This window comes from Lacrimispora amygdalina, assembly GCF_900205965.1.
GTDB lineage: Bacteria > Bacillota > Clostridia > Lachnospirales > Lachnospiraceae > Lacrimispora > Lacrimispora amygdalina_A.
In genome coordinates, this window is record NZ_OAOF01000002.1 from 97,157 (window position 1) to 123,878 (window position 26,722).

Genomic DNA, 26,722 nt, shown 5'->3' on the forward strand with positions numbered 1-26,722 from the left:
AAAAAATATACAAGGGGGTAGTTAAATGAAAAGATCATTTACAAAAAAACTAGTAACTGTTGTTTCTGCAATTGCACTTACTGTTTCATCCTTAGGGGTCACCCAGGCAGCAACGCCCGACCAGAATCTGTTAAATACATATGGAACCAAATTCCAGCGGGTAGGAACTTGCGTAAACCTGCGCCAGTTACAGGACTCTTCTACTTTAAATATCATCAAGCAGCGGTACAATAGTATCACACTTGAAAATGAAATGAAGCCGGATGCACTGCTCGGCAGTTCTCCGAACCTGATATCAGTCGCAGAAGCGAAATCCTTAGGATACTATATTCCAAGCGGCTATACAGAACCTACTGTACCGAGAATCAATTTTGATACAGTAGATAAGGTATTAAAAATTTGTTATGAAAACGGTCTGGGAGTACGGGCCCACACTCTTGTCTGGCATAGTCAGACTCCAACCTGGCTGTTTCGGGCAGGCTACAACGCCGGTGCAAATCATGTGGATCAGAACACAATGAATGCACGTATGGAATTTTATATAAAGACAGTGATGAATCACGTCTATCTGAGCAATTACGGCAGTGTTGTTTATGCCTGGGACGTTGTAAATGAATATCTTCATTCTCCATCTAATTCTGACTGGGTTAGAATTTATGGAAATGTTTCAACAAGTCCGCAATTTGTAAAAACAGCCTTCCGTTATGCTTATGAAACATTAAGTTATTTTAAACTTACCGATAAAGTTAGCTTATTCTACAACGATTACAATGAATATATGGAAGCTAATAATATCATTAAACTCATTCAGTTTGTTAATTCAGACAGAAAAATATGTAATGGTGTAGGAGGACAGTCTCATCTTGCATCAACCTTCCCAAGTGCTTCTTATTTCAAGCAGGCCTATACCGCATTTAAAAATGCAGGCTTAGAGATTCAGATTACTGAATTTGATGCCGGAGCCGGCTCTGAATCAGAACAGGCTGCTTATGTATATGACGTTATGAAAGCAGTCTGCGAAGTTAAACGGGATGGCGGCAACATCACAGGCTTTACCTGGTGGGGATTATCTGATGATGTGTCCTGGAGACGTGAAAACAGTCCTCTGCTCTTCTCAAACCTCTGGACTCCTAAAGCTTCCTATTACAGAACGCTGGATGCATTTACCGATACATTTAACCGGTAGGCAGTAATTTTATATCAGTGGCAGGACTGTCTTATGGCAGCCCTGTCACTGATTATTAATACTTATTCATCAATGGTAATTAGCCCGACACAAACTATTAGGGTTCTGTCCCCCATTGAAGATTTCCGGCCAGGTAAGCGGTTATTTTATCACAGTCGGCATAATCGGAGCCTGCTCCCTGATAGGAATAATCGTCTGTCTGGATATAATTCGTCCAGTCTGACTTTGCAAATCTCACCTGCAATTCCAGGAATTCAGCCGCAGAAAGGATACCTGACCCTTCTTTAAAACCAATCTCCAGATAGGTATCGGCACCATTCTTTACCTCTCCCATTTTCACAAAGGTTCCTGTCACATTGTCTGTTCCCGCAGAAGACCAGTCACACCAGAATTGCTGTTCTTTTTGTCCGTCAATTGTATAATAATATCTTAATTTAACATCAGAAAGGCTGATATCTCCGGTTCCCGTATTATACAGCCTGATCTTTGCTGCAATGCTGCCTACTGTTTCGGCCATATTCACATGAAACGCCTGGACTTTCAACTCTCCCGTAGTTATTACCGAGCTATCGGTTATGGTAATTGTAAAAGCAGGATCATTCCCGTCGCTGAAATCAAAGACCAATTTTAATTTACCAATGGATTTGTCAGCCAGATAGGAGCTTAAAATAGTAACTATATTATCAGAAATTACATAATCATTATCTTTCACCAGCAAATCGGTACCATTTTTTATATTGTCAAGGGTATTTCCATTATATATAACTGTCACCGATACATCTTCAGGATTGTTTTTGTCAAAAGTTCCAGTTACCGGACTGATGGAAGAACTGGTCTGTGAACTTCCCGGCTCATCTCCGAATACCTTTACCCCTGCGTCATATACAGGAATATAGTTCGTCTTAACAACTTTTCCGGAAGTTACGCCGTCTAATCCTGTATAAGAATAATCATTGGAATTATCCCAGGATTTCATATTTTCTGGTGCGGCGATCCGGAACTGAATTTCTTTTTTGTGTGCAGACTGTCCTCCTGGATAAATCTTAGTTCCGGTAAAATCAACATTCACATAATAAATATTGCCAGCTTCATCCCAGGGCAATAGCCTTGATACGTCCGCTCCCTGGTTATAATTTGCTTTTATTGTAAAATCGTCTGCTGTGTAGCCTGCATTAACAGCCTCTGTTATATCTACAAAGTACTTAAATGATAAATGATCTCCCATCCTTGCAGGCCAGCCCGAGCAATTATAAATCAAAGCCTTGATTTCTATAAAATTGCTGCCTGAAGCGTTAATTCCTGCTTCTACAAAATATTCGTCGTTCGTCACTTCTTCCATTGCCGTAAAGTCTGCAATGGGATCTCCGCCATATTCTCCATAAAGCTTTGCAAGTGCACCCACAAATCCCGCATTATAGTCACAGGCGACTTCATTGTTGACATAGTTATTAATTTCATCTGTATAACTGTCATCTTTATCCGGTCCTCCTGCCAACGCCCCATAAAGGGTATGCCTGTGGTATGCGGGTACGGTCATGCTGTCAGCCCAGGAACTGTGTGCTGTCCTGTGGTGAGGTCTTTTTGGAGGATTTTTCCCATAACCAACCACAAAACTATGGCCGCTGCTTCCCAGAGCATAATCTACCTGCTGTTTCGCAAATTTCTTGTAGGCCTCTGCCTTTTCTGCACTGCATCCTGACCAGTCAGCATAAACGCTGGCTAAAAAAGCCGTGGTGGTCGCATATCTTAAAGCCCCCCAGGAATCCAGCCAGGCAAGACCCTTTGGTGTATAGGAAATACGGCTGCCGTTATATCCCGTTGACCAGTAATCCAGATGCATTTGTATACTGTTCCTGTATATCTCTTTTCCGGTTATTCTTGCAAGAAGCAAAGCAGCGCCATAATGCACATCATCCCAGCATTGCGCCCATTTATAGGAAATGGTGGTGGATTGAGATTCTGTGCCCCAGTTAGGCACATAAGATTCTGCTTTGTCCAGATAATCGGAATCTTTGGTAGCTAAATACAGCCATACACCGGACCAGGACAGTTCATCATAGAAACCGCTGCTGGAAGTGTAAAAACCATTTGCTGCGGTATACCCGCTGTCACTCTTCGTTTTGTCAGCAAATGAAAAAAGCTCTTTCGCATGTTGAATGCAGGTTTTAGCATAATCGGGATCACGATCAGCATAGATAACACCAGCTGCTGACAGAGCTGCCGCTGCTGCCGCTGATACTGTAGAACCAGGACTGCTGACATCTACCTTATAGGACGGTCTTTCCATCTGCATTACTTCTGCCGGCCCCCACCAGGAATGATCCGTATTGCCGTTCCCTACCTGGTAGTAAAAAACATCTGCCGAAGGGTGGCATTTTATAAGGTAATCAGTTACCCATTTGATTTCCTTTAATAAATACTCTAACTGGCCGCTTTCTTTTAAGACCTCCTCTGACTCATATACGCTCCAGGCGAGCATGGCAGCCGAATAAGCCATGGGAAGATTAAATTTTACATGATCTCCTGCATCATACCAGCCGCCGGTTAAATCAATCCCTGCGTCTGAACCGTCGGACAAACCAGAATCTCCTCTCCAGTTATTCCTGATATCAGCAGGCAGCTTTCCGGAACGCTGGAATTCATAAAACATAATTGCTTTTTGTAACGCTTCTCCGTAATTATAATTTGATTCTGCCTTTGCCGGCTGAGCCGCAGACGTGGTATTCTTTTTAATTCTCATATCTAAACCTCCGGGTTCTTATTGATTATTCTGACCCAAATACAATTTTCTGATATTCGGGCCAGAAATTTTTATATGAAAGCTATCACGCTTACATTACGGTTCCATACCCCATTTCAGGCTGCCAGAAATATATCCTGTAATTTTTGTACTGTCGTGATAACTGCTGCCTGATTCTGAAAATGAATAATCTCCCGTCTGGGTATAATTACTCCAATCATTTTTAGAGAATCTTACCTGGACTTCAGCGGACTGGCCTGCTGCCAGTTCACCCGCTTCATCCGTAAATCCGATTTCCAGGTAATAATCTGCTCCTGGCTTTGCTTCCGGCATTTTTACAAAAGTACCAGTTACATTACTGCTGCCGGCCGAAGACCAGTCACACCAGAAACTCTGATCCTTTTCTCCATCTATGGTGTAATAGTATCTAAGTTTCAGATCTGAAAGTGAAATACTGGTATTTCCAGTGTTGGAAACTTTAATTTTCGGTGCAATCGCACTTGTCTGCGCTGACGTAACTCCATTAAACATTTGTACGTTAATGTCCCCGGCAGCTATTGAAGTATCTTTCACAGTCACGACAAGTACAGGATGAATCCCCGCGCTGAAATCAAAGGTGAGCTTTAATTTCCCGATTTCTTTTTCTGCCAGATAAGTTTTCAACAATACAACTGTATCATTGGTTAAGGTGTACTCCACATCTTCTGTTAAATACTTATCTCCCTCTTTAATTCCTGTAAAGGTATTTCCGTTTAAGGAAAGAGTGATTTCAATGTCTTGCTGATTACCGGCCTTTTTGTCAAAAACAGCTGATGTCGGGTCAATAGATGAATTGTTTACCGGTTCTCCGCCTTCTCCAAACAGCAGGGAGTATACCCCGTTGGCAATGGCAATATCACACTGTGCCCAGAAGCGGTGGTAGCTTAATACCGGAGCTGTTCCGCTATTGTATGCGTCCTCAACCTTCTTAAAATCAGGATCATCTTTATATTTAGAACGGATATCTATAAACTTAACTCCTGGTTTAATCTCGTCTCCGTTTGGCATGGTTCCTTTCCAGCCCTCCGGTACATAGACTTCCTGATCAAAGAAACGGCTGTAGTCATTCCTTTTTTCCGGAACGGTAAGTCCTTTGTCATCTTTGTACAGGTTCCACATACGGTCTAATAATTCCTTGGCGAGTACTCTGGCCTCATCGTCACCAGAAGCTTTACTGTAATACAGCAAGGTATTGGCAAGTGAGCCTGCTACGCCGAGGTCAGTTCCATAGGTGCTTACTTCTACATGCAGATTGGGATTTCCGGTATAGGATCCTGTCCAAGTTTCAGGCTGACCTGACCAGTCTAAATTATCAGGGATCGCAAACGTTCCATCCTCTTCCAGTTTCACTACTGTTTTAATCCATTTAACCCATCTTTCCAGCAAGGCCTCTGCCTTGGAATCCTTTGTTTTATAAAAATACTCTGCTACACGCTGCATTGACCATGCCTGGAATCCAAACCATCGGTTGCTTCCGGGATCAGCATAAACAGGGTGTTCCTGATAACCCATACCATAAAAGGTCGCGGTTTTTGACGGCCAGCTTTCATAACGGCCGTTATTGGAATTGGAGACACCGCCGGCGATACCGCCTTCTTCGGACTGCAGCCACTGATAGAATTCCAGCTGTCTCTCCAGGCTCTTCTCCCAATCATTTGCACCATTTGGGGAAATTGGTTTGAATTCCTCATCCTGTGACAAAATCCAGGCTGCCATAGGGTTCTGATAACCAAAATGGCTGTGGCTGCAGCCAATGATCCAGGACCAGTTTGCGTTTACGCCGCCGCCCCATGCATAATACCAGCAAAGCAGGTAATGAGCCGCATCGTAACCGCTGCCAGCAGCATTCGGAGAGCCGATTTTACGGAAATATTTATCAAACATGGCGTATCTTAAATAGTCACCCATTTTACTGGCCTTGCCAATATAGTTTCCAAGATCCACCCCATATTCACTGGCCCACTTATCTGCCCAGTATGTCGCCTGAATTGCCCGTGCATCTGCATCAGGTGCATTGGTATACTTAAACTGTTTTGCATAGCTGCTGTCACCGGTAAACAGATCCAGGAATCCGTTTTTACCACCGAAATGCATATCATCCCAGCACGGCTGAGGAATTGTTTCCCAGGTAGATTCCTCCCTTCCTCTCTGGAAGGTATTGATATAGGACGGTTCCGACACACCATCCCCACGTCTGCCAAAACCATACCAGTTATCTGCATCTAACAGCCAGTGCATTCCGTAAATAGTAGAAGTGCCATAAGCGGACTTCAATTCATTGTAGATTGGATCCTTCCCAACTGCTGCACCAGTGTCCAATTTTGCGGGATAAAGACTTGGAAGCTCCCATTCCGGTGCATAGGTTGCTGGTTTACTGGGATTGTATCCGGACATACTGCTATTTGGCTGGTCTTTTTCGGTTGGAATCATATAAGTTTCTGCAATATCCCAGGCTTCTTTAAATCCGGAAAAATCACCGGTAAACTTTCCGTACATAGCCTCGAGCCAGATATAATAGCTCAACGTTTCACTGGTAGTAACATGACCATAGTCAGGTGCTTCTACCATCAAAGTTTCTATCGAGTGATAAGGAATTCCTTTCGAACTGAAATATCCGTTTTCGGAATCGTGCAGTTTCTCCCATAATTCCAGGAACCTTTCCTGGTAGATGTCTGTGGACTCTTTTAATAACTCTTTATTTATCATCTAATAACCTCCACTTATACTAAAAATCAACAGAGTCTTCAAAACGATAAAATACTTAAATTAATTATTAAATGAAATTACTCTCTTTGCTGAAAATTGGGGTACTTTACGTTGAGACTCATTGGTCTTTGGCATATGATTTTTCGAGTGAATTCCAACATAAGTGCCGAAAGAATACGTTGAGTAAGTCTGCTTTTATCACATTTATCCGTCTGCAATCAAAGCATAAAACGGTGCAACGTAAATGTAATAAAGCAAATTTCAGCACTCAATGAACGGCACTTGTATTTAAATTTACACCCAAGGTCAGTATATGCTGATGACGTCATAAGGGTGATGGACACCTTCTAGGGATGGATTATGTTCTTCATGAATTTGATGACATGGAAGATGAAAATTTGAGGGTGAGGGGGGATGTTATATATACTTAGCCAGTTTTTCACAGCTCCTTCTTAAGCATCTCATGGTATAAATTATTGATCGTAGTTGATCCTGCTCAGGTTTTCTGTGGCAGGTCTGCCTGGATCTATTGGGGGGCATTGAGACTTTTAAAAAATGAAATTTTAATCGTATATTGTGGTTTAATTTGTGGTGTTATTTACCGTTTAATAGTTTGTAAAAGAGTTAATTATTAGATTTTAATGTATTGGATAACTATTAAAAATTCTTTTATTACAGCTCAAAACATAAAAAATAGAAGCTCGAAATGAGCTTCTATAACTGAATCATTCTTCTGATTTAACACTACTGGCGGTATCTGATGAAAATCTCCGTGTTTCAGAAAAAAATAGTATGGAAAATCTTGTCTGAATGTGAGTTGCGAGTTAAGATTATACCCTATTTCACTAAACCAGCACACCTCCATGATAAAAACATTCATAAACTTTAATATTCTGGCAGAAAATTTCTTCGTACCCCTGGAACCAGTCCATATCTCCTATTACCTTAGTTTTATATGTATACTCTCCAGATTGATAGAATTCCGGACCCCTGAAAGGTAATTCTCTTGTTGCTGACCTTAATACTTCTTTTAAGAAATCACTGCTGAATCTCTCGTCTAGGTTTCTGCCAAAATAGTTCATCGAGTAAATTGCTCTTTCGTTTTTCCATATAGCTTCCTCTCCTGAAAACTTTTCTCCGCCTAACCAGATATCATAATATTGGTAATCACCTTTTTGTAGATATAATCGTTTGAACCAGGCCTTGATGTGCCACAGGATTCAGCATAACCTGCGTATGTATTTTTGATTGCCTCTAATTTGAAATCTATCAGTTGGTCCATGTCATTATCATAAGCGCTCTCCATAGATTTGCTGCATTGATTGTCTTTAACAAGATAATCAACCGTTATATGAAATAATTCACTTAATTGAATCAAATTCATTATATCCGGGTATACCATGCCACTCTCCCACTTTGTGACAGCCTGACGGGATACATTTAATTTTTCAGCTAATTCTTCCTGGGTGATGCCTTTGGATTTTCGTATGATTTGTAATTTGTCTGAGAATGTCATTTTATTGATCCTCCATTTTTAATGATTACTTTCTTCTAGAATATCACAGGCAGCAGGACTAGAAAAGCAATGGGGGAGTACATAAAAGATACTGGTCGTTGCATTGATTGGTGTTTTTATATGTATAACTAATTTATTTGAATTTTGAGGAAGAATTCATCAGCAGTTTTAAATAACTGGTTGGAGCCAGATGGGAGTGGAAAAGATGGCACAGTTGCGGGCGTATTATCTGAATGGAGGCTATTGGGGGATTATAATACAAAACAAGCCACTCTGCTCGTCATCATTGCTTTGTAAGCTAGTTCAGGGCTTGTTTTAAATGCAAAAAATAACAATATAAAAGAGCAACCGCCCACAAGGTAGAAGCCCACTTAGACTTTAAGCGTCCTTACGGATACCGCCTATCCTGTTGGCTGACAGGGTAGGCATTTTTATTATCTCTTATTTTTCCTGTCTATGTAGGTCAGTAATGCGATCAGGAATGACCCGCCTAAAAACAAGCTTCTTCTTGACAGATCATTTTACAGGAAACGCAATATACCCATATAACGAAAAGTGATTTTTTGTATAACAAAAACCCCTCCCCCGCGTAACGGGTGATTTATATTTCGCACGTTTCGCAAGTTCATCTGGGTTATGAAACAGTTTAGACTATCTGGAATACTTATTCTTACTTTTATACGGATAAGGATCAAAAGCTGGCTAACCTATTAGTAGTCCCGGCGGCCAAAATACACTTGAAATCACTTTATAGATATGATATATTAGATATAAAGAAAGCACCCACTCCAAAGTGGATGCCCCGAGCAAAATAGGTCAAATGTCCTTACGGACACCGCCTATCCTGTGGTCAGACAGGATAGGCATTTTTTATTTGTGCTTGTTTCTCTTGTCGAGAAAGGTAAGCAACGCAACAATTAATCCGCCAAAGGAAATCAACAAAGCTAATATCCCTAAGAAAATCATAATGATTTCATATGCCGTCATGTGCGCCACCTCCCTTCCTATGTATTCCGGTAATCCGGTTTCATTGGCTCGGGAGGTTACCACCCTGTCATGGGTACTTTCACAGGGAATTGTATCATACATTCTTATTGGTTTCAATAGAGGTTATTTTTTAGCAGAAAAAGTATCCACTCCAAAATCAGAATGTTAAAAAGAAATGGACACAGCGGTACCGGAATTTGGAATTTGGTACTGAGCCAGTTAATGTTATTGTATCTGGAACATTTTTTCCTAATAATTCCAGAGGTCGGATATAGGCAGTGCCCACAAAAAAAAGCTATAGGTAACGACTATTTTTGTTATCCGAAAGTATATAAATTGGGAATCAGGTAACTACAGATAGAAACTTATGTTCCACATTGCAAATAAGTTCCGAATCATAGGAATTTACTACATATCTAATTCAATTCCAGACAGTTGTCTACTTTCCGGACACAAGAAAATTTACGCTCTCATTTTAAATATTGTAGTATTTCTATATATTACTAATTACATATAACAATTTTAAATTTATGATATGTAATCTCGATCTCCGTCATATCTATGAATGAGTACCTTCCTTTCTCTATGTGTAATTCATCATTTTGTATTTTACAATTCATTGTTATAAATTTTCCATCATATACGTCAATTTTCCATTACACCATCCACACTTCATTGTTTTACCCTCCTTTTTCCTCTCCATTATACACCAAATTATTCCATAAGAAAAGAGACGAGGTTGGCCGCTTTTTAATCGGAAATATTCATGCTTTCTTTATACTGTTCAGTTAATGTTTCATAATTAATCCAATGAAGAGTAAGGTCTATTAATGTTTCCAAATCATCAATATCTTTATCGACCCATTTTTTTCATAATGTGTTTCATCATTTCCTAACCAAATAGCACCTTTTTCATGGCTTTTAGCCGTGGCTCCGGCCATGATGAATTACGCCACCATATTCTATAAATTACAAAAGAATCCATGCAAGGCAGTTGGCTCCATTGGAAAATCCAGTGCAAATGCAATGCAAATTTGGACTTTAGACCAATTGAACAGTTCATTGAATACGAAAATAAAACTGCAGGCCACCTGGCTTTCAATATTTTGTTTTGGTCCGGAATTCGGGAAGGTGATCAAGTCAGCGTTGTATATCCATACCTCAGTTTCTTCCTGGCAAACATATGCACACCTATATCCTGACAAAGAGAAGATGTTAGCTTCTCAGCTCAATACGGCAAAAATCAATGGCATAACAGCTAACCTATCACTAGAGGACCAGCTTACGAAATTCATGACACAATTCCAAGGCCATATTGCAGAGCAGCCGGCTCTTATCGATATAAGCAGCGAAGAAATTATTCGTTGGAATCCTGAAACCAGGGAAAAGACTATTGTCACACGTGAAGAGTTTGAGGCTGATGCAATATTGTCCCAAAACATAGAAGCAGATCTGGCCGTAGCTGAAATCTTTCAATCCGGATATTTGGAGATAAGCGGCATAGTCTATTGTCTTGCCAGCCGGGGACTGCCGATAAAATATCTGTAGGCCTTGAAATTTCTAAAGACATGATTTATAATAGCAATATAAAAGAGCAACCGCCCACAAGGTGGAAGCCCAATTAGACTTTAAGCGTCCTTACGGACACCGCCTATCCTGTTGGCTGACAGGGTAGGCATTTTTATTATCGCTTATTTTTCCTATCTATGTAGGTCAGTAATGCGATCAGGAATGACCCGCCTAAAAATAATATACTTAAGGCCTGGTATGTATCCATATGCACCACCTCCCCTCTTCTGCAAGTTGGGAGGCTTCCACCCTGTACACGGTGCTCATGGAAAATTATAACATGCATTGGCTCATATCACAATATGCTTTTCTTCTGCTTCAATAACCATCTGTCAAACTATATTAATGTCACGAGGCAAAAATAAACCTCGAAAGCCCAGTGTTTATGCGGGTTCCGAGGTTTTTTCCAATCACTCAAACTCAATCGTAGCCGGCGGCTTCCCCGTGCAGTCATACAACACCCGGTTCACGCCCTTCACTTCATTTACAATCCTTCTGGTCACAACCCCCAGAACCTCCCATGGAAGCTCTGCTGATTCCGCAGTCATAAAGTCCGAAGTCAACACTGCTCTCAAAGCAATTGCATAATCATAGGTTCTCTCATCGCCCATGCAGCCAACGGAACGCATATTCGTAAGTGCAGCAAAGTACTGTCCCAGTCCTTTATCCACTCCCGCTTTCGCAATTTCTTCCCTATAAATCGCATCTGCCTCCTGTACAATCCTTACCTTTTCCGGTGTAACCGCACCGATAATTCTAACACCAAGCCCCGGACCCGGGAATGGCTGACGGTAAACAAGATATTCCGGAATTCCAAGCTCCAGACCGGCTTTACGAACCTCGTCCTTAAACAGAAGACGAAGTGGCTCAATAATCTCCTTGAAATCCACATGCTCAGGAAGTCCGCCCACATTATGATGGGACTTGATCACTGCAGACTTACCAAGACCTGACTCAATCACATCCGGATAAATCGTTCCCTGAACAAAGTAATCCACTGTACCAATCTTCTTCGCTTCATCCTCAAATACACGGATAAATTCTTCCCCAATAATCTTCCGCTTTGTCTCCGGATCTTCTACTCCATTCAGTTTCTCATAGAAACGTTCCTGAGCATTCACACGGACAAAGTTCAAATCATATGGGCCTGCAGGTCCAAATACTGCCTCAACCTCGTCACCTTCGTTCTTACGAAGCAGACCATGATCTACAAATACGCAGGTAAGCTGCTTACCAACCGCCTTCGCCAGCATAACCGCTGCCACAGAAGAATCCACACCGCCAGACAGCGCGCAGAGAACCTTTCCGTCTCCAACCTTCTCTCTGATAGACTGAATTGATGTTTCCACGAAGGAATCCATCTTCCAGTCACCGGTACACTTACACACATTATAAACAAAGTTGGAAAGCATCTTCGTTCCTTCCTGTGTGTGCATAACCTCCGGGTGGAACTGAACAGCATAAAGCCCCTTTTCGTCGCATTCCATTCCTGCAACCGGGCATACCGGGGTGTGAGCGGTAACAGTAAAGCCTTCCGGTGCTTTCTCTATATAATCCGTATGACTCATCCAGCAGATGGTCTTCGGATTTACATTCTCTAATATTTTGCTGCCGGGTTCTACATGAACTTCTGTCTTTCCGTATTCGCTGACAGGAGCTGTGGCAACCTTGCCACCCAGCATATGAGCCATTAACTGGGAGCCATAACAGATTCCCAGGATCGGGATTCCCATTTCAAAGATTTCTTTTTCACAGCAAGGGGACTCTTCCTTATAAGCACTGTTTGGACCACCTGTGAATATGATTCCTTTGGGATTCATCTCTCTAATCTTGTCCAGTGGCAGTGTATGTGGATGGACCTCACAGTAAACGTTGCATTCTCTGACTCTTCTGGCAATCAGCTGGTTATACTGTCCGCCGAAATCCAGAACGATAATCATTTCTCTCTTCACGGGTATTCCTCCTAATTTAAGCTTCAACAAATAGCACTTTGGATAACATTATATTCTACTTCCAATGGCTTGACAAGTATTTTCTACAATTCAGAAAAAAGATGTCGATTCTGACAACCAAAGGCTCCTTTAAACTTTCTTTTCTCACCAATCATACGAAAAAAACGGAATATGCCGGAAATGCCCTTTGTCCCAACCGCCTGCCTGTGCGTCTTCCTGCACAGGAGGCGGCGGAGACTCCGGGCTGAATAATCTCCGGAATCTTCCGCTTATAAAGCCTCTTTTACTGCTCTAAATATTTCTTCACATATTGACCGGTATAAGACTGCGGACACGCTATAATCTCCTCTGGTGTGCCCTGGGCAATAATCATTCCGCCCTTGTCCCCGCCTTCCGGACCGATGTCTATGATATAATCGGCTGTTTTTATAACATCTAAGTTATGTTCGATGACAACCACCGTATTGCCGCCGTCAGACAGCTTGCGGAGAATCTCGATCAGCTTATGGACATCTGCAAAGTGAAGTCCGGTCGTCGGCTCGTCCAGAATGTAGATGGTCTTGCCGGTTCCGCGCTTGCTCAGCTCCGTAGCCAGCTTAATTCTCTGGGCCTCTCCACCGGACAGCTCCGTCGATGGCTGTCCAAGACGGATATAGGATAATCCTACATCATTGAGCGTGGAAATCTTCCTGGAAATCGTAGGAACATTCTCGAAAAACTTAAGCGCTTCCTCTACCGTCATATTTAAAACATCGTAGATTGTCTTTCCCTTATATTTCACATCCAGTGTCTCACGGTTATAGCGCTTGCCGCCGCAGACCTCACAGGGCACATATACATCCGGAAGGAAATGCATCTCGATCTTGATGATACCGTCACCGCTGCAGGCTTCGCACCGGCCGCCCTTCACGTTAAAGCTGAATCTGCCCTTGGCATAACCTTTTGCCTTGGCATCTGCTGTGGAAGCAAATAAATCACGGATGAGATCAAACACACCCGTATAAGTAGCGGGATTCGACCGTGGAGTTCTTCCAATCGGCGACTGGTCAATGGCAATAATCTTATCCAGCTGTTCTGTACCTGTAATCTCCGTATGCTTGCCGGGAATGGTTCTGGCACGGTTTAACTTCTTTGCAAGGGCCTTATAAAGGATCTCGTTAACCAGAGAACTCTTACCGGAACCGGAAACACCGGTGACGCAGGTCATCACTCCCAGAGGGAAAGTCACATCGATATTCTTTAAATTGTTCTCTCTGGCTCCTTTGACTGTAAGATAGCCGGTAGGCTGCCTTCTCTCCCGGGGAACCGGAATTTTGATTTTACCGCTTAAATAAGCGCCGGTAATGGAGTTTTTGTTCTTCATGATCTGCTTTGCATTTCCTACCGCAACCACATTGCCGCCATGCTCACCGGCTCCGGGTCCGATATCCACGATACAGTCAGCTGCCATCATGGTGTCCTCGTCATGTTCCACCACGATCACGCTGTTGCCCAGATCACGCAGATGAAGAAGCGTCTTTAAAAGCTTGTCATTATCTCTCTGATGGAGACCGATACTGGGCTCATCTAAAATGTACGCCACACCCACAAGTCCGGAACCGATCTGGGTTGCCAGACGGATTCTCTGGGCCTCTCCGCCGGAAAGGGTTCCTGTGGCACGGGTCAGTGTCAGGTAATCAAGACCTACATCAATAAGGAATGAAATTCTCGCACGGATCTCCTTTAAGATCTGATCTCCGATGGCATGCTGCATATCTGACAACTTCAGCTGGTCCATAAAATCACGGAAACGGACGATGGACATATTCGTCGCTTCGTATATGTTCTGATCCCCCACTGTTACAGCCAGGGACTCCTTCTTTAATCTCATGCCGCCGCAGGAAGGGCAGGGGGTAATCCTCATAAATGTCTCATATTCTGCCTTTGAGGATTCTGAATAGGTCTCCCGGTATCTTCTGGCAACGTTCTGGATCAGTCCTTCAAATGCCACGTCATAGATTCCCTCTCCACGCTGGCCTTTATAATAAACCTTGACTTCTTTGCCGTTGGTTCCGTGGATGAGAATGTCATGGACCTCCTGTGAATACTTTTCAAAAGGTGTGTCAAGCCGGAAATGGTATTCCTTAGCAAGTGCCTCCAGGATCGCACGTGCATAGCTGCCTTTATCCGTACAGGACTGCCAGCCAAGCACAGTAATGGCTCCCTGATCAATGCTTAGGCTCTTATCAGGAATCATTAAGTCCTCGTCAAACTCCATCTTATATCCTAAACCGAAGCAGTCCGGACAGGCACCAAAGGGGTTATTAAAGGAGAAGCTTCTTGGCTCCACTTCTTCAATGCTGATTCCACAGTCCGGGCAGGAAAAACTCTGGCTGAAATGAATGGGCTCTCCATCAATGACATCCACAGTCATCAGTCCACCTGCCAGCTCCATCACCGTCTCAATGGAATCGGTAAGACGCTTACCAATACCCTCACGGATCGAAAGCCTGTCCACCACCACTTCAATGCTGTGCTTGATGTTCTTCTCCAGCTTAATCTCTTCAGAAAGTTCATAGAGATTGCCGTCAATCCGGACTCTTACGTATCCGCTCTTACGTGCGCTTTCTAAAACCTTGGCATGTTCCCCTTTTCGTCCGCGCACAACCGGAGCCAGCAGCTGGATTCTGGTCCGCTCCGGAAGCTCCATAATCTGATCCACCATCTGGTCTATGGTCTGTCTGCGGATCTCTCTTCCGCACTTCGGGCAGTGGGGAATCCCGATTCTGGCATAGAGAAGCCTCATATAATCATAAATTTCCGTAACGGTACCTACTGTAGAACGCGGGTTACGGTTGGTTGACTTCTGATCGATGGAAATGGCCGGTGACAGGCCTTCGATGCTCTCCACATCCGGTTTTTCCATCTGACCGAGGAACTGCCGTGCATAGGAGGAAAGAGACTCCATATACCGTCTCTGACCTTCCGCATAAATGGTATCAAAGGCCAGGGAAGACTTCCCGGAACCGCTGAGACCGGTTAATACGACCAGCTCATTCCTGGGAATGTCCAGACTCACGTTCTTTAGGTTGTGCTCATTGGCACCTCTTATCTTAATATACTGTTTTGCCATACTGTACTCCTGTTATATCCTCAGATTCTTAATTTTACAACAATCGAATGCGGACTTATGATATGAAGTCCGCACTTGTAGTTACTCAGCATTTTCCCCATTATAGCACAACATCAGTCGCATTGCAAACATTTGTTCGATATTTTTTCAGTAATCCTGCTTTCGCCTTTCTTTGTAATTCATCAAAAAACTATTTATTTAAAAGAAAGCATGGTATAATCATTATATACTAAAAAAGAGGGCTGAGAAAATATGAAACCACATCCATTACTGCCAGTTGTACTGCTTGCTCTTTCTTTAACTATATCCGGATGTACGGGGAACTCCCGGCTGGAGGAAACCCCTTCTTCGCCGGCGGAATCCCTGACGAATCAGAATACCACAAAGCAGGATACCACCAATCAGGAACAAAACAGTACCGGGGCAGAAAAATCAAACACAAATAAAAACAGCAGTCAGGTCACAGTAAAAACCTGGTCTGCAGACAATAATGAGACTTATACCGATCAGGGTACCCTGTTATATCGGTGGAACAGCCGGGTCCCAGAGGTCATAATCCCTGATAAGCCCCAATCCCAGTATCTCATCAACAGGAGCATAAGAGAGAATGACCAGGTCACAAGGCTATCCAGTTTTATCAGTGACATAATGGATATTCCACCGGCATCAGCAGCCGGAACGCCGGGTAACAATTATCTTTTTACCTATGATTATCAGGTGCTGCGAAACGATGGAACAATATTAAGTCTGAGACAGAATGGCACCGATATCCGTAAAAATGACCGGCAGGATACTTTTACTTATTTAAGTTCCTATGACGTGGAAAAAGGAAAAAAGATAACGCTTACAGCTATTTCCGATGATCCGGAGGCTCTGAAGCTGGCCCTTGCACAGGCAGCCGCAGGCCAGTCATCTGCCGGTGGCTCCAACGCTACCCTTCTTACGCATCTCATGACCTCCGGTCTGAATCAGTTTGCACTTTTAAAAGATGGAATTCTATTATCTCCAGAGCAGAATGCAGACAATGCTGAATCTGCTGCCGGAGAGGAAACTTTAATCCCATATGGGCAGATTGAAAAATTGTTTAATGACTATGGGAAACAGCTCATGACAGCTGCACAAAAATCCGGGGACGAAGCCATTGAAACAAAGGAAGAGCCGGAATATATATTTCCGGAAAGCAGCACCAGCTGCCTCACGGGAGGAGATTTGCTGGAAGCAGACCCCGCCACGCTGAGACTGGCAAGAAACGAAATCTATGCCCGCCATGGAAGAAAGTTCGACGCGGCTGATTTACAGAACTATTTTAACAGTAAATCATGGTATCAACCAGAGACAGACCCCTCTGATTTTAAAGAAGATTCCTTAAATGAAGTGGAAAAGAAAAATCTGAATCTGATTAAAACAGCCGAGAATCAGCTGCCAGGCAAAGAAATTTCCAATGACGGTGTTACCCTGAAAGCTGACAAAGATTATCTTCTGGATCTGGACGGTGATGGTAACTGTGAATCCGTACGCTGGAGCAGCACCGAAGGCAAAGAAGATCCTGATGAAAAAAATTTCGGACTTTATATAAATGGAAAGTACCAGAATTCCATTCCGGAAAATATAAGGGGCAACATCAATCTTACGGCATTGGATCTTAATAAAAAGGACAAAGAAATTGAACTTCATCTGAGTGTGTACCAGGAATCAGATTCCATTTTCTCCTTCAGTTTCTACCGTTACCAAAACGGCAGCCTGAAGCTGATCGGTGATCTGGCAGGTCCAGTATGTAACGGTAATGGAAAACTGTTTCGCCAGAACGGTATGAGAGCGGAAGGAGACGGCAGCCTGACAGTCTCAACAGACACTCCATTTTCAGGTTCCTCTCCCCAGTTTGGATGTTACTTTACAGATCTGTTTTTTTCCTACAAAGACGGAAAATTAACAGAGGTTCCACAAGAGATTTATTTTAAAAAGGATTATGATCTGGTCACCAATGCGTTCCTCCATAATAATCCCGGTCAATATTATGTGGTATCCCACCCCTTTCCTGTGACAACGACGATGGAAGGTGATACCCCCGCTTTCTCTGTCAGCGCCGGGGAAACGGTCTGTCCCATAGGCTGGGCGTTAAAGGACGGACATACTTTTGTGCTGGTTATGAACGAGGCCGGAGACTGCGGCTGGGTAAAGGAAACAGCCGGGGATTCTGATCCCGATACAGCATATTATCTGGAAGTTCCTGGCTGGGGATAAAAAATCACCTTGCTGCGGCTTGAAAAAGCCGGGCAAGGTGATTTTTTACGTTTAGTTTTATACTATGTCATCCGTTTCCTCTTCAAGCTCCCTCATCAGCGTATGAAAGCTCTCCCTCTCAAATTCCTGTATGGAAATGGATTTTTTGTTCGGATTAGCAAAGACAAAGGTCTTATCCACATTCTCCACGTAATTCTGGATCTTATCATTGGTGGCGCTGATAATCGCCTGAAATCCAAGACCGCGGATCAGCTCGATACAGCTCGCCACCTTTTCCGCGTCCATTTTAGAGAATGCCTCATCAAGGACAACCAGGCGTATGGTTGGATTCCTCTGTATTTTCTGAGGAACATTGATCCGGTATGCCTGGGCAAAGCTGGCAAGCAGCGCCACATAAAGGGGATTCTGTCCCTCTCCGCCGGAATTCTTCTTTAGCATCTTGCTTAAGCGGATCTTAATGACCTCATCCTCGTTCTGGATCAGCTGCTGCATGTCAAAGGTCAGATAGGTGCGGTAATCCGCATATTTATCCATGTTCCGCTTTGCTTCCTCCATCTGCTCCGGAGTTGCGTTATCCGGCGGGATGAAGATATTAATCAGGTCATTGATTAGGTCCCCGTACTGGTTTTCATGTTCCATGGTGAAAAGATTCATCTGGTTATCCAGGTTATCTGTAAGCTGGGAAGGATTAATCTCCAGTGAATCATCCATAAACATATCATAATACCTGCCGTCCGGTCCCTTATTCTTTCCAATGACAAACTGATACTTGTCCTTTCCGAAGTCCAGTCTGCTGATAATCCGGTTTAACTCATCCTTTCTCTGGAGCGCATCACGGATAGCGCTTCGGATCTTAAACATAAAGTCGTCTTTGAAATGAAGCACTGCGGACTTTGCCTGTTCTGCCGCCATGTTCTTATATTCTTCCAGATTTGCACATTCCATGATCTCCAGAAGACGGTCATATTCCCGGTTATCTTCTGCAGTCAGGGAGAAATTCCGGTTAGGATATCTGCGGACATACTCCCCTCTTGCTGAGACAAGAAGACGGTATGCCTCTTCCCGTGCCTCTTCTGCTCTCTTTAAAAGCGCATAGTATTTATCCTTTAAACGGTCATAGCGAACAGCTTCCTTATCCTCCAGAGATGCTTTTAATATTTCCTCCAGCTTTTCATCGGCTTCCAGAACCCGTTCTTTTGATACCAGTTCCTCTTCCAGCTGTACCGCTTCACGCTGGAATTCTTCCGCTTTTCTTTGGAGATCTCCCATGAGTCGGTCTAAGGCTCTTAACTCAGCCCGCTTTCCCTCGCAGAGGCTTAAAACAGCTTCCCGTTCCTTTTCCCATTCCTCTACATTCTGGGCCTTCAGTTTTTCCAGCTTCTGCTCCAGCTTTTTGATTTCTTTCTCCTTATCTTTAAAAGCTGCTATTTCCTGCTGCCACTCCACATAAACCTCTGTTTCCTCTGTTAACGCTTCCAGTGAGAGAATCCGGCTGCACTCCCCTATGATCAGTTCCTGTGGCTTTTTTTCCGCCTCCATGGCTTCCAGATTCTTCTCCAGAAGACGCATTCTGCGGCGTACACTGTCCTTGCCGATATAGGCGAATCGGGTATAATGATCAGGATTGATGTGCTGTAAACGGAAAGAGTGGTACAGCATACATTCCGGTGTCACACCAATGCGGCAGGTGCGAAGTTCTTCAAGGCTTTCGCATTTCACCACCTTTCCAAGGAGCAGATCCATATAGGGCTGTAAATAAGATTCTCTCACAATCACTTCTTCCACAAGGGAATTTTTAAGAACCTCATGTGTGCTCTCTCCTGCCCTCTCTGTATCCAGAACTGCCACATGGAAGGCCTCACTCTGGTCCAGTTCCTCATAAATCTCCATGGCCGCTTTTGCATAGGCTGGCGCTACAACCAGAGACAGCTTATGATTGCCCAGATAGCCTTCTGCCGCATTTCTCCATGTCTCATCCCTGATATCCAGAAGATCCGCAAGAACATGAACCTCCACTGCCTTCCCGGTCTTTAGAAGAAGACGCTGCTGGAGAAAGGTTTTTGCCCGCTCCAGATACTTTGGATAAGCCTTGCTTCCTGCTTTTAACTGGGCGAGTTCTTCACTGGTCTGACGCTCCCGCTTTTTGATATCCCTCAAAAGGCTTTCCGCCTCTTTTTTCGTATCTTCCGTCTCCGCCTGCATCTGGGCGATGGATTTCTTTAACCTGGCCAGTTTTTCCTCATCAATTGTATTTTTCTCAAATTCCTCAATGTCCCAGATGGTCTGGTTGGAGGTGGATTCCTCATCAATCCACGCATGTAAGCGGTCTGCCGTCTGCTGCCATTTCATTACACTTTTATTTAGATGATTCTTAAGCTCCCTGGCTGATTCCAGCTGATTCTTCAGATCCTCATATCCGGTGGAGGAAATCTGGCGGAGAAGTTCTTCTCCCTGCTTTGTCAGATCATTAATCTGGGAATCTAATCCCTCTTTCCGCTCTTCCTGACGGGCATATTCCTCCCCCGAAAGGCGGATCTTATCCCGCAGCGCCTGAATCCGGGTCTGATCGTCAAGAATCTCCATTCTGCGGAAATAATAGGTGTTGGACCGGATCTCCTCATCCTTTTCCATAACCGAATCGTAAAGGGATCTCATCTCCTTTAAATAGCCAATTTCTACAAAGGTATCCTCAATTTTCTTCCTCATTCGTCCGTACTGCATGACGCTTTCCTGCATGTCCTCAATGTGGATATCCTGCTCCATGCATATATATTCCTTTACGAAGTCCTCCAGCCGGATATTCATTCGGAACGGAATTGCCCGCTTAAACAGTATGGGGAACTTCTCCGAATCCAGTCCGCCCAGGTAAACATCATACAGCTGTCTGCGGAACCGTTCATTATGAGAGGTTGTAAAATACTCATCTTTCTCAAAATGGAGCTGAAGATAAGAAGTTACTTCCTCAATTGTCATGGTTCTTGACCCGGTGCGGTATTCATTCTGCCACAACGGGCCTTTGTGCCAGAAAAACTTCCTTGAGATTTCATTGGTCGCTGTTTCCACATCAAAGATAATTCCGATACACTGACATTCCCCATTATCCGTACGCTTTAATTCCAGAGCAATGGTGGTGGAGAAATTCTGATTCCTCAAATAGGCAAACTCGTTGTTCTCACCGATGTTTACCATCCCCCGCAGATATTCGATTAAGTTCCGGTCTGAATCATCGGCAGCGGCCTTGTTAAAAAATCCTCTTCCGTCGGTATTGGCATAGAGCAGGATCTGCATGGCATCAATGACCGTAGATTTTCCGCTGCCGGAATGACCGGTAAAGAAATTGATCTCTTCATGGAATGATAAGGTCTTCCGGTTGATATAATGCCAGTTATTTAAAAGTATTCTGGACAGAGCCTCAAAATTCTGATTCATCATCGCTGTCTTCTCCTTCCTCAAATGATTCCAGCAGGGCTCTCACATCATCGCCGAATAAAATCACATTGATACTGGGATAGATGATCATGCGGTTGTCCCCGTCTAAGTCTTCTAAAACATCAAGAGGCTCCAGAATCTGGTACTTTTTCAGCAGGGCGATGGCACGGCGGATCTCCGTAACAGACGGCTGCTTTTTAAACAGACGGTAATTGCCCAGCTTGTCATGAATCTCGCTGATGGTTGTATAGACGTTAACACTGGTGGAAACTGCCGCCATCTGTTCATCGTAAATCAGCTTCAGCACCAGTAAGTAAAGGGTTGCAAGCTTAGGCAGCTTTTCTCCCATGGTATCCTCTCCCTGTATGTAGATCAGACCCAGCTGGCTGTTCTCCATCACATTTACACCGCTGACAGCAAGATACGCCCGGATAAATTCCAGATGCCTGTTGCAGATTTTAAATTCCTGGTTATAGAGAAAACGGTTGGACCGTTTGTCGTATTTGTGTTCCAGAATAAAGGTCTGTTTTAGCAAAAGCCGGATTGCATCTTTTAACTCCGCCTTTTCCCCCTGCAAAAGACCGTCATAATATGGGATCTGGCTGATAACGCCAGGATATTCTTCATTTGTCATACATCATTCCTCCTTACAAATACCAGCCTGGGATAGCGGTACCTTCCGTTATCAATCAGCTCCGGTTCCATGTCCTCCACCTGATAAAGGCTTTTTCTCCTTATAGAATAGTCATACGCCAGAATCAGTTTTTCAAATTCCTCAGCTGTACGGACTGTGTCTTCCCTGACCTCCATACGCCCCTGTACCATGCGGGATTCGATATAGCTTTCGATTTCCTTCCGGCTGTAACGGTTCTTTACCCTGTTCAGATTCAAAATCTCTTCTGCCGTCAGCTGGACCGGTTCTTCATCCGGTACCAGAGTCTCTTTAAACTCAGTCCGGCTCTTTCTCTTTTTGTAAATGGATTTCTCAGAAAGAATTGCAAGCTGGGATAAATTCATGCAGTTTCCAGCTTTTTCAATTGCCTCCTCCTGATCCTTTGCAAGAGAAAGATGGTTTAATAAACGGATTACCAGGCCCTTCATATTATCCTCCTGATTCAGAAGATAGTTAAGCCTTGTAACTGTGGCGCGGATATAGCGGGAATGTTCCTTGTCCATATTGGAAATCCGGTGTTCGATATCATCAAAGCCCCGTTCAATCTGATCCAGCTTTTCCGCCACATCAGCCGCAGTCACCTTGTTTGCACTTCGCCGGCCCATCTCCTCCATCCATGCCAAATCCTCACGCAGATCTCCGATCCACCGTTTTATGTCATTTTTATAGAGATAAAAGTTATCCGATGTCTTTAAAATGTGATATTTCTTTTTTACAATCTCCTCCACATATCCTTCCAGATGATCCTTTAACAGTTCTCCATAAGCTTTCTGCTCCAGGAGATTTGCAAAGAACTTATCCATGTTGTGAAGCATGTCCTGCAATGATTTGTTAAGACGTTTCGTATTGATATAAGCGGTATTTAAAAGGCTGATCCCCGCCCTGGGATCATTCTTTAAAGAAAAGAGAATGGCGTAAATATTCTGAACATAAATCTGGGTTTCATCCTCTTCATCACTTGACAGCTTAAAAAATGCATCAATCATAACAGCAGCATAATCCGGAATTACGATATTCACCGTCATGGAGGCATAGTCATCCACCTTGCGAAGCCAGCCTGCCCTCAAAAGCCAGTTTAATACTCTGGAAGCAGGCGGCAGCAGTTCATCCGCCTCATCTTCCAGTTCGTCCTGCCAGATCACCAGCCGTTTCTGTATAAAATACTCCTCTAAAACCTGAAGGCACACCTCCCGGCTTAAAAAATAGTTGCTGTATTCATATTCTTCGTTAATTCTTAAAAGCGCTTCTATGTAGGTAGACCGGTTTATGGAACGGAATAGTCCCCAGAACCGGTCCGGTATCTCATTCATCAGTATCATGGTTGTTTTGATTCCTCTCCCATCGCTTCGTTATTCCTATAAAAACAGACAGAAAGAAACGGCTATCATCACATGACAGCCGTTTGATTCTTCGCCATTATTTATATTATACCAAAAATATCCATGGGTTACAATCAGTTTGTAAAGCATTTCGACGATTATAAGTCCGTTCCATCCTCTGTTTCTGAACGGATTTCTTCCTTCACCCAGTCGCTCAGTCCGTCTTTTGGCTCCTCTGATGAATCATCATTATCGGATTCTTCGTCTGATTTAACCGGTTCCGGAATTCCCTTTGCTTCCCGGAAGATCTTCATGAATTCCTTACCGGTAATGGTCTCTCTCTCAATTAAGAATTCCGCAATCTTATCCATAATATCACGGTTTTCCATCAGAAGACTCTTTGCCTCTTCATAAGCTTCTTTTAACATCTTCATGACTTCTTCATCGATCTGGGAGGATGTTGCTTCTGCACAGTTCATTACCATTCTTCCGCTTAAATACTGATCCTCTTTGTTGGAAAGACCAATTAGTCCAAACTTCTCCGACATTCCGTACTGGGTGATCATGGCACGGGCAACCTTGGTGGCCTGCTCAATATCATTGGCTGCACCTGTAGTAATGGAATCGAAAACGATCTCTTCCGCAGCCCGGCCGGCTAAATAGCCTACCAGCATGGCGTGGAGCTCTTTCTTGGAGTTTAAGAACTTTTCTTCCTCCGGTACATGCATGACGTATCCCAGTGCTCCCATGGTTCTCGGAACTATGGTGATCTTCTGTACCGGCTCTGCATCCTTTTGAAGTGCGCTTACCAGTGCATGCCCCACTTCATGATAGGAAACGATTCTTCTCTCTTCCTTATTAAGAACTCTGTCTTTCTTCTCTTTACCAACCAGGACAACTTCAACAGCCTCAAACAAATCCTTCTGGGATACCGCATGGCGTCCGTTCTTTACTGCCAGAATGGCTCCTTCATTAATCATGTTGGCAAGATCGGAGCCAACAGCCCCGGAAGTTGCAAGAGCAATTGCATCCAAGTCTACCGTATCATCTAAAAGCACATCTTTTGCATGAACCTTCAGGATGTCCACACGGCCCTTTAAGTCCGGCTTATCCACGATAATCCGGCGGTCAAAACGGCCGGGACGAAGCAGAGCCGGATCCAGGATCTCAGGCCGGTTAGTCGCTGCCAGAACCAGAAGACCCTTGGAAGAATCAAAACCGTCCATCTCAGAAAGCAGCTGGTTTAATGTCTGCTCTCTCTCATCGTTGCCGCCGCCGAATCTGGAATCACGGCTTTTACCGATGGCATCCACCTCATCGATAAATATGATACAGGGTGCAGATTCCTGTGCCTGCTTAAAAAGATCACGGACACGGGATGCGCCCACACCTACAAACATCTCAACGAAATCAGAACCGGAAAGAGAATAAAAGGGAACATGAGCCTCACCGGCAACTGCTTTGGCAAGTAATGTCTTTCCTGTTCCTGGAGGTCCTACTAAAAGGGCTCCTTTTGGAAGCTTGGCACCAATCTTTGTATATTTTCCAGGGTTATGAAGGAAATCCACGATCTCTGTTAGAGATTCTTTGGCTTCATCTTCACCCGCCACATCTTTAAATGTAATTCCTGTCTCTTTCTGAACGTATACCTTGGCATTGCTCTTTCCAACGCCCATCAGTCCGCCGCCGCCCACACGGCGCATCATAAAGTTCAATAAGAAGCCCATTGCTGCGAATAAAAGAAGATAGCTGACAATGGTCTGGATGAAAAAGTTTCCATCCCGGCGTGTCCTTACGGTCTCTACACCAGCATCACGAAGACGCTCAGCAAGGTTTAAGTCGTTGTCCATTCTTACCGTATAATAGCTGACACCTGGTTTATATTCCTCCCAGGTCTTCTTAGGAGTAATACTGATTCTGCTGTCCTCTACAATAACCGACTCCACCTGCTTGTCATCTACCATATTCATAAAGGTATCATAGCTTAATTCTTTATTCGTCCTCGTCGTTATGGCATTATGCAGATATGAGATTCCTGCTACCGCAATCAGAAACGCTGTTACCCAGATAACGATGACCTGGGCATTCTTAGGCATTTTGTTATTCTGATTCTTGTTATCCATCTGTGTAAATTCTCCAATCCGAATAGTTTCTACCCATTCTATACCTCTATCATTATAGTGTCAGTCTCCCCATAAATCAAGAAAAGAATTATAAAATACTTATAAACACAGGGACTGGATGCAATTAACACTTTTTATTTTTTTTAACGTTCTTCCCTGAAATAAGCACGACCCAGACTTGCCGGCGGCTGGTGCTCTCTTTCTTTTCTTAAGCTGGTTATAATTAACACCACAATCGTCACTACATAAGGCAGTGCCTTGAAAATCTCCTGAGTACTCCGGCTGAGTCCCGGAATGTATAAATAAAGAATATAAAGTCCACCAAAAAGCAAGGAACCCCAGATTGCATTAACCGGTTTCCAGAGAGCAAAAATAACCAGGGCGATGGCAAGCCAGCCTCTGTCTCCGAAACCGTTGTTGGTCCAGGTTCCGCCGGAATACTCCATGACAAAATAAAGTCCGCCCAGTCCGCTTAAACCGCCTCCGATACAGGAAGCCAGATACCGGTAAGCAGTCACATGGATACCGGCAGCATCTGCAGTAGAAGGGCTTTCACCAACAGCTCTCAGATTCAGCCCTTTTCTCGTACGATTTAAGAAAAAAGAGAGTAAAACTGCTAAAATAATGGCAAGATAGGTTAAAAAGCCATAAGAGAAAAAGGCCTGCCCGATCACACCCAGCTTTGATAATCCTGGTATTGGGGTCTTAAAAGCTGCTCCTGTGGCTGCAACGGAAATCTGACCTACGCCGCCTGCAAGCTTTGATAAAGAACCACCGAAAAAATTACCGAAGCCCACGCCGAACGTGGTCAGTGCAAGACCGGTCACGTTCTGGTTAGCGCGAAGGGTTATGGTTAAAATACTGTAAATCAGACCACCCAGTGCCGCACATAAAAACGCACACAAAAATGAAATAATTACCCCAACCAGACCGTTAGGTTCTGCAGCGGAATTTTCATAAAGGAAAGCGCCGATCAGTCCGGCGATTCCTCCCATATACATCATTCCCGGAATTCCGAGATTTAAATTGCCCGATTTTTCTGTCAGTATTTCACCCAGGGCTCCATAAAGGATTCCGATTCCCTGACCAATGACTTTTTGAATGAAAATTACCAAAAATCCCATGACCGT

The 26,722-nt window shown here is 43.8% G+C and carries 16 protein-coding genes; 3 read left to right on the forward strand and 13 right to left on the reverse strand.

Annotated elements, in window-relative coordinates; genetic code table 11:
• Positions 1–25: 25 nt before the first annotated feature.
• Complete coding sequence (locus CRO04_RS03280; RefSeq protein WP_097002802.1) at positions 26–1,186, forward strand: endo-1,4-beta-xylanase; 1,161 nt, start codon at positions 26–28, stop codon at positions 1,184–1,186.
• A gap of 97 nt (positions 1,187–1,283) precedes the next feature.
• On the opposite strand, the gene CRO04_RS03285 is transcribed toward CRO04_RS03280, so the two are convergent.
• From CRO04_RS03285 to CRO04_RS27130, 5 genes are all read right to left on the reverse strand, one after another.
• The gene (locus tag CRO04_RS03285) at positions 1,284–3,926 is read right to left on the reverse strand and encodes a glycoside hydrolase family 9 protein (protein ID WP_097002803.1); all 2,643 of its coding nucleotides are present in this window, start codon (positions 3,924–3,926) and stop codon (positions 1,284–1,286) included.
• A 96-nt stretch (positions 3,927–4,022) separates the two neighbouring features.
• Positions 4,023–6,671, reverse strand: a complete 2,649-nt coding sequence (locus tag CRO04_RS03290) for a glycoside hydrolase family 48 protein (RefSeq protein ID WP_097002804.1) — start codon at positions 6,669–6,671, stop codon at positions 4,023–4,025.
• Between the two features lie 845 nt (positions 6,672–7,516).
• Positions 7,517–7,891: a DUF5680 domain-containing protein gene (locus CRO04_RS26705; RefSeq protein ID WP_330400777.1), complete on the reverse strand. Its 375-nt coding sequence runs from the start codon at positions 7,889–7,891 to the stop codon at positions 7,517–7,519.
• Positions 7,813–8,187 carry a helix-turn-helix domain-containing protein gene (locus tag CRO04_RS26710; protein ID WP_242974325.1) on the reverse strand — a complete coding sequence of 125 codons (375 nt, stop codon included), beginning with the start codon at positions 8,185–8,187 and terminating at the stop codon, positions 7,813–7,815. Before CRO04_RS26710 ends, CRO04_RS26705 begins: the two co-directional genes overlap by 79 nt.
• Before the next feature lie 870 nt (positions 8,188–9,057).
• Entirely contained in the window at positions 9,058–9,174 is a 117-nt protein-coding gene (locus CRO04_RS27130) for a putative holin-like toxin (protein ID WP_330400767.1), read from the reverse strand.
• A gap of 939 nt (positions 9,175–10,113) precedes the next feature.
• Here CRO04_RS27130 and CRO04_RS03300 point away from each other — a divergent pair.
• Positions 10,114–10,722: a hypothetical protein gene (locus CRO04_RS03300; RefSeq protein ID WP_097002805.1), complete on the forward strand. Its 609-nt coding sequence runs from the start codon at positions 10,114–10,116 to the stop codon at positions 10,720–10,722.
• Positions 10,723–10,858: 136 nt separating this feature from the next.
• On the opposite strand, the gene CRO04_RS27245 is transcribed toward CRO04_RS03300, so the two are convergent.
• The 3 genes from CRO04_RS27245 to uvrA form a co-directional block, all read right to left on the reverse strand.
• A complete protein-coding gene (locus CRO04_RS27245) occupies positions 10,859–10,951 on the reverse strand; it encodes a putative holin-like toxin (protein ID WP_242974326.1) in 93 nt (30 codons plus the stop codon).
• Positions 10,952–11,153: 202 nt separating this feature from the next.
• Positions 11,154–12,695 carry a glutamine-hydrolyzing GMP synthase gene (gene guaA, locus CRO04_RS03305; RefSeq protein WP_097002806.1) on the reverse strand — a complete coding sequence of 514 codons (1,542 nt, stop codon included), beginning with the start codon at positions 12,693–12,695 and terminating at the stop codon, positions 11,154–11,156.
• Positions 12,696–12,978: 283 nt separating this feature from the next.
• Positions 12,979–15,807: an excinuclease ABC subunit UvrA gene (uvrA, locus tag CRO04_RS03310; RefSeq protein ID WP_097002807.1), complete on the reverse strand. Its 2,829-nt coding sequence runs from the start codon at positions 15,805–15,807 to the stop codon at positions 12,979–12,981.
• 252 nt (positions 15,808–16,059) lie between these two features.
• On the opposite strand from uvrA, the gene CRO04_RS26720 reads away from it, so the two are divergent.
• Positions 16,060–18,048 carry a YARHG domain-containing protein gene (locus CRO04_RS26720; RefSeq protein WP_097002808.1) on the forward strand — a complete coding sequence of 663 codons (1,989 nt, stop codon included), beginning with the start codon at positions 16,060–16,062 and terminating at the stop codon, positions 18,046–18,048.
• A 57-nt stretch (positions 18,049–18,105) separates the two neighbouring features.
• On the opposite strand, the gene CRO04_RS03320 is transcribed toward CRO04_RS26720, so the two are convergent.
• The 5 genes from CRO04_RS03320 to CRO04_RS03340 form a co-directional block, all read right to left on the reverse strand.
• Positions 18,106–21,480, reverse strand: coding sequence for an ATP-binding protein (locus CRO04_RS03320; RefSeq protein WP_097002809.1), 3,375 nt, complete (start codon positions 21,478–21,480; stop codon positions 18,106–18,108).
• Complete coding sequence (locus CRO04_RS03325) at positions 21,461–22,111, reverse strand: DUF4194 domain-containing protein (protein WP_097002810.1); 651 nt, start codon at positions 22,109–22,111, stop codon at positions 21,461–21,463. The genes CRO04_RS03320 and CRO04_RS03325 overlap by 20 nt, the downstream gene beginning before the upstream one ends.
• Entirely contained in the window at positions 22,108–23,469 is a 1,362-nt protein-coding gene (locus tag CRO04_RS03330) for a Wadjet anti-phage system protein JetA family protein (protein ID WP_097002811.1), read from the reverse strand. The genes CRO04_RS03325 and CRO04_RS03330 overlap by 4 nt, the downstream gene beginning before the upstream one ends.
• Before the next feature lie 158 nt (positions 23,470–23,627).
• Positions 23,628–25,592 (reverse strand): ATP-dependent zinc metalloprotease FtsH, encoded by a 1,965-nt coding sequence (ftsH, locus tag CRO04_RS03335; protein ID WP_097002812.1) that lies wholly within the window; start codon positions 25,590–25,592, stop codon positions 23,628–23,630.
• Between the two features lie 143 nt (positions 25,593–25,735).
• Complete coding sequence (locus CRO04_RS03340; RefSeq protein WP_097002813.1) at positions 25,736–26,716, reverse strand: ABC transporter permease; 981 nt, start codon at positions 26,714–26,716, stop codon at positions 25,736–25,738.
• Between the last annotated feature and the right edge of the window lie 6 nt (positions 26,717–26,722).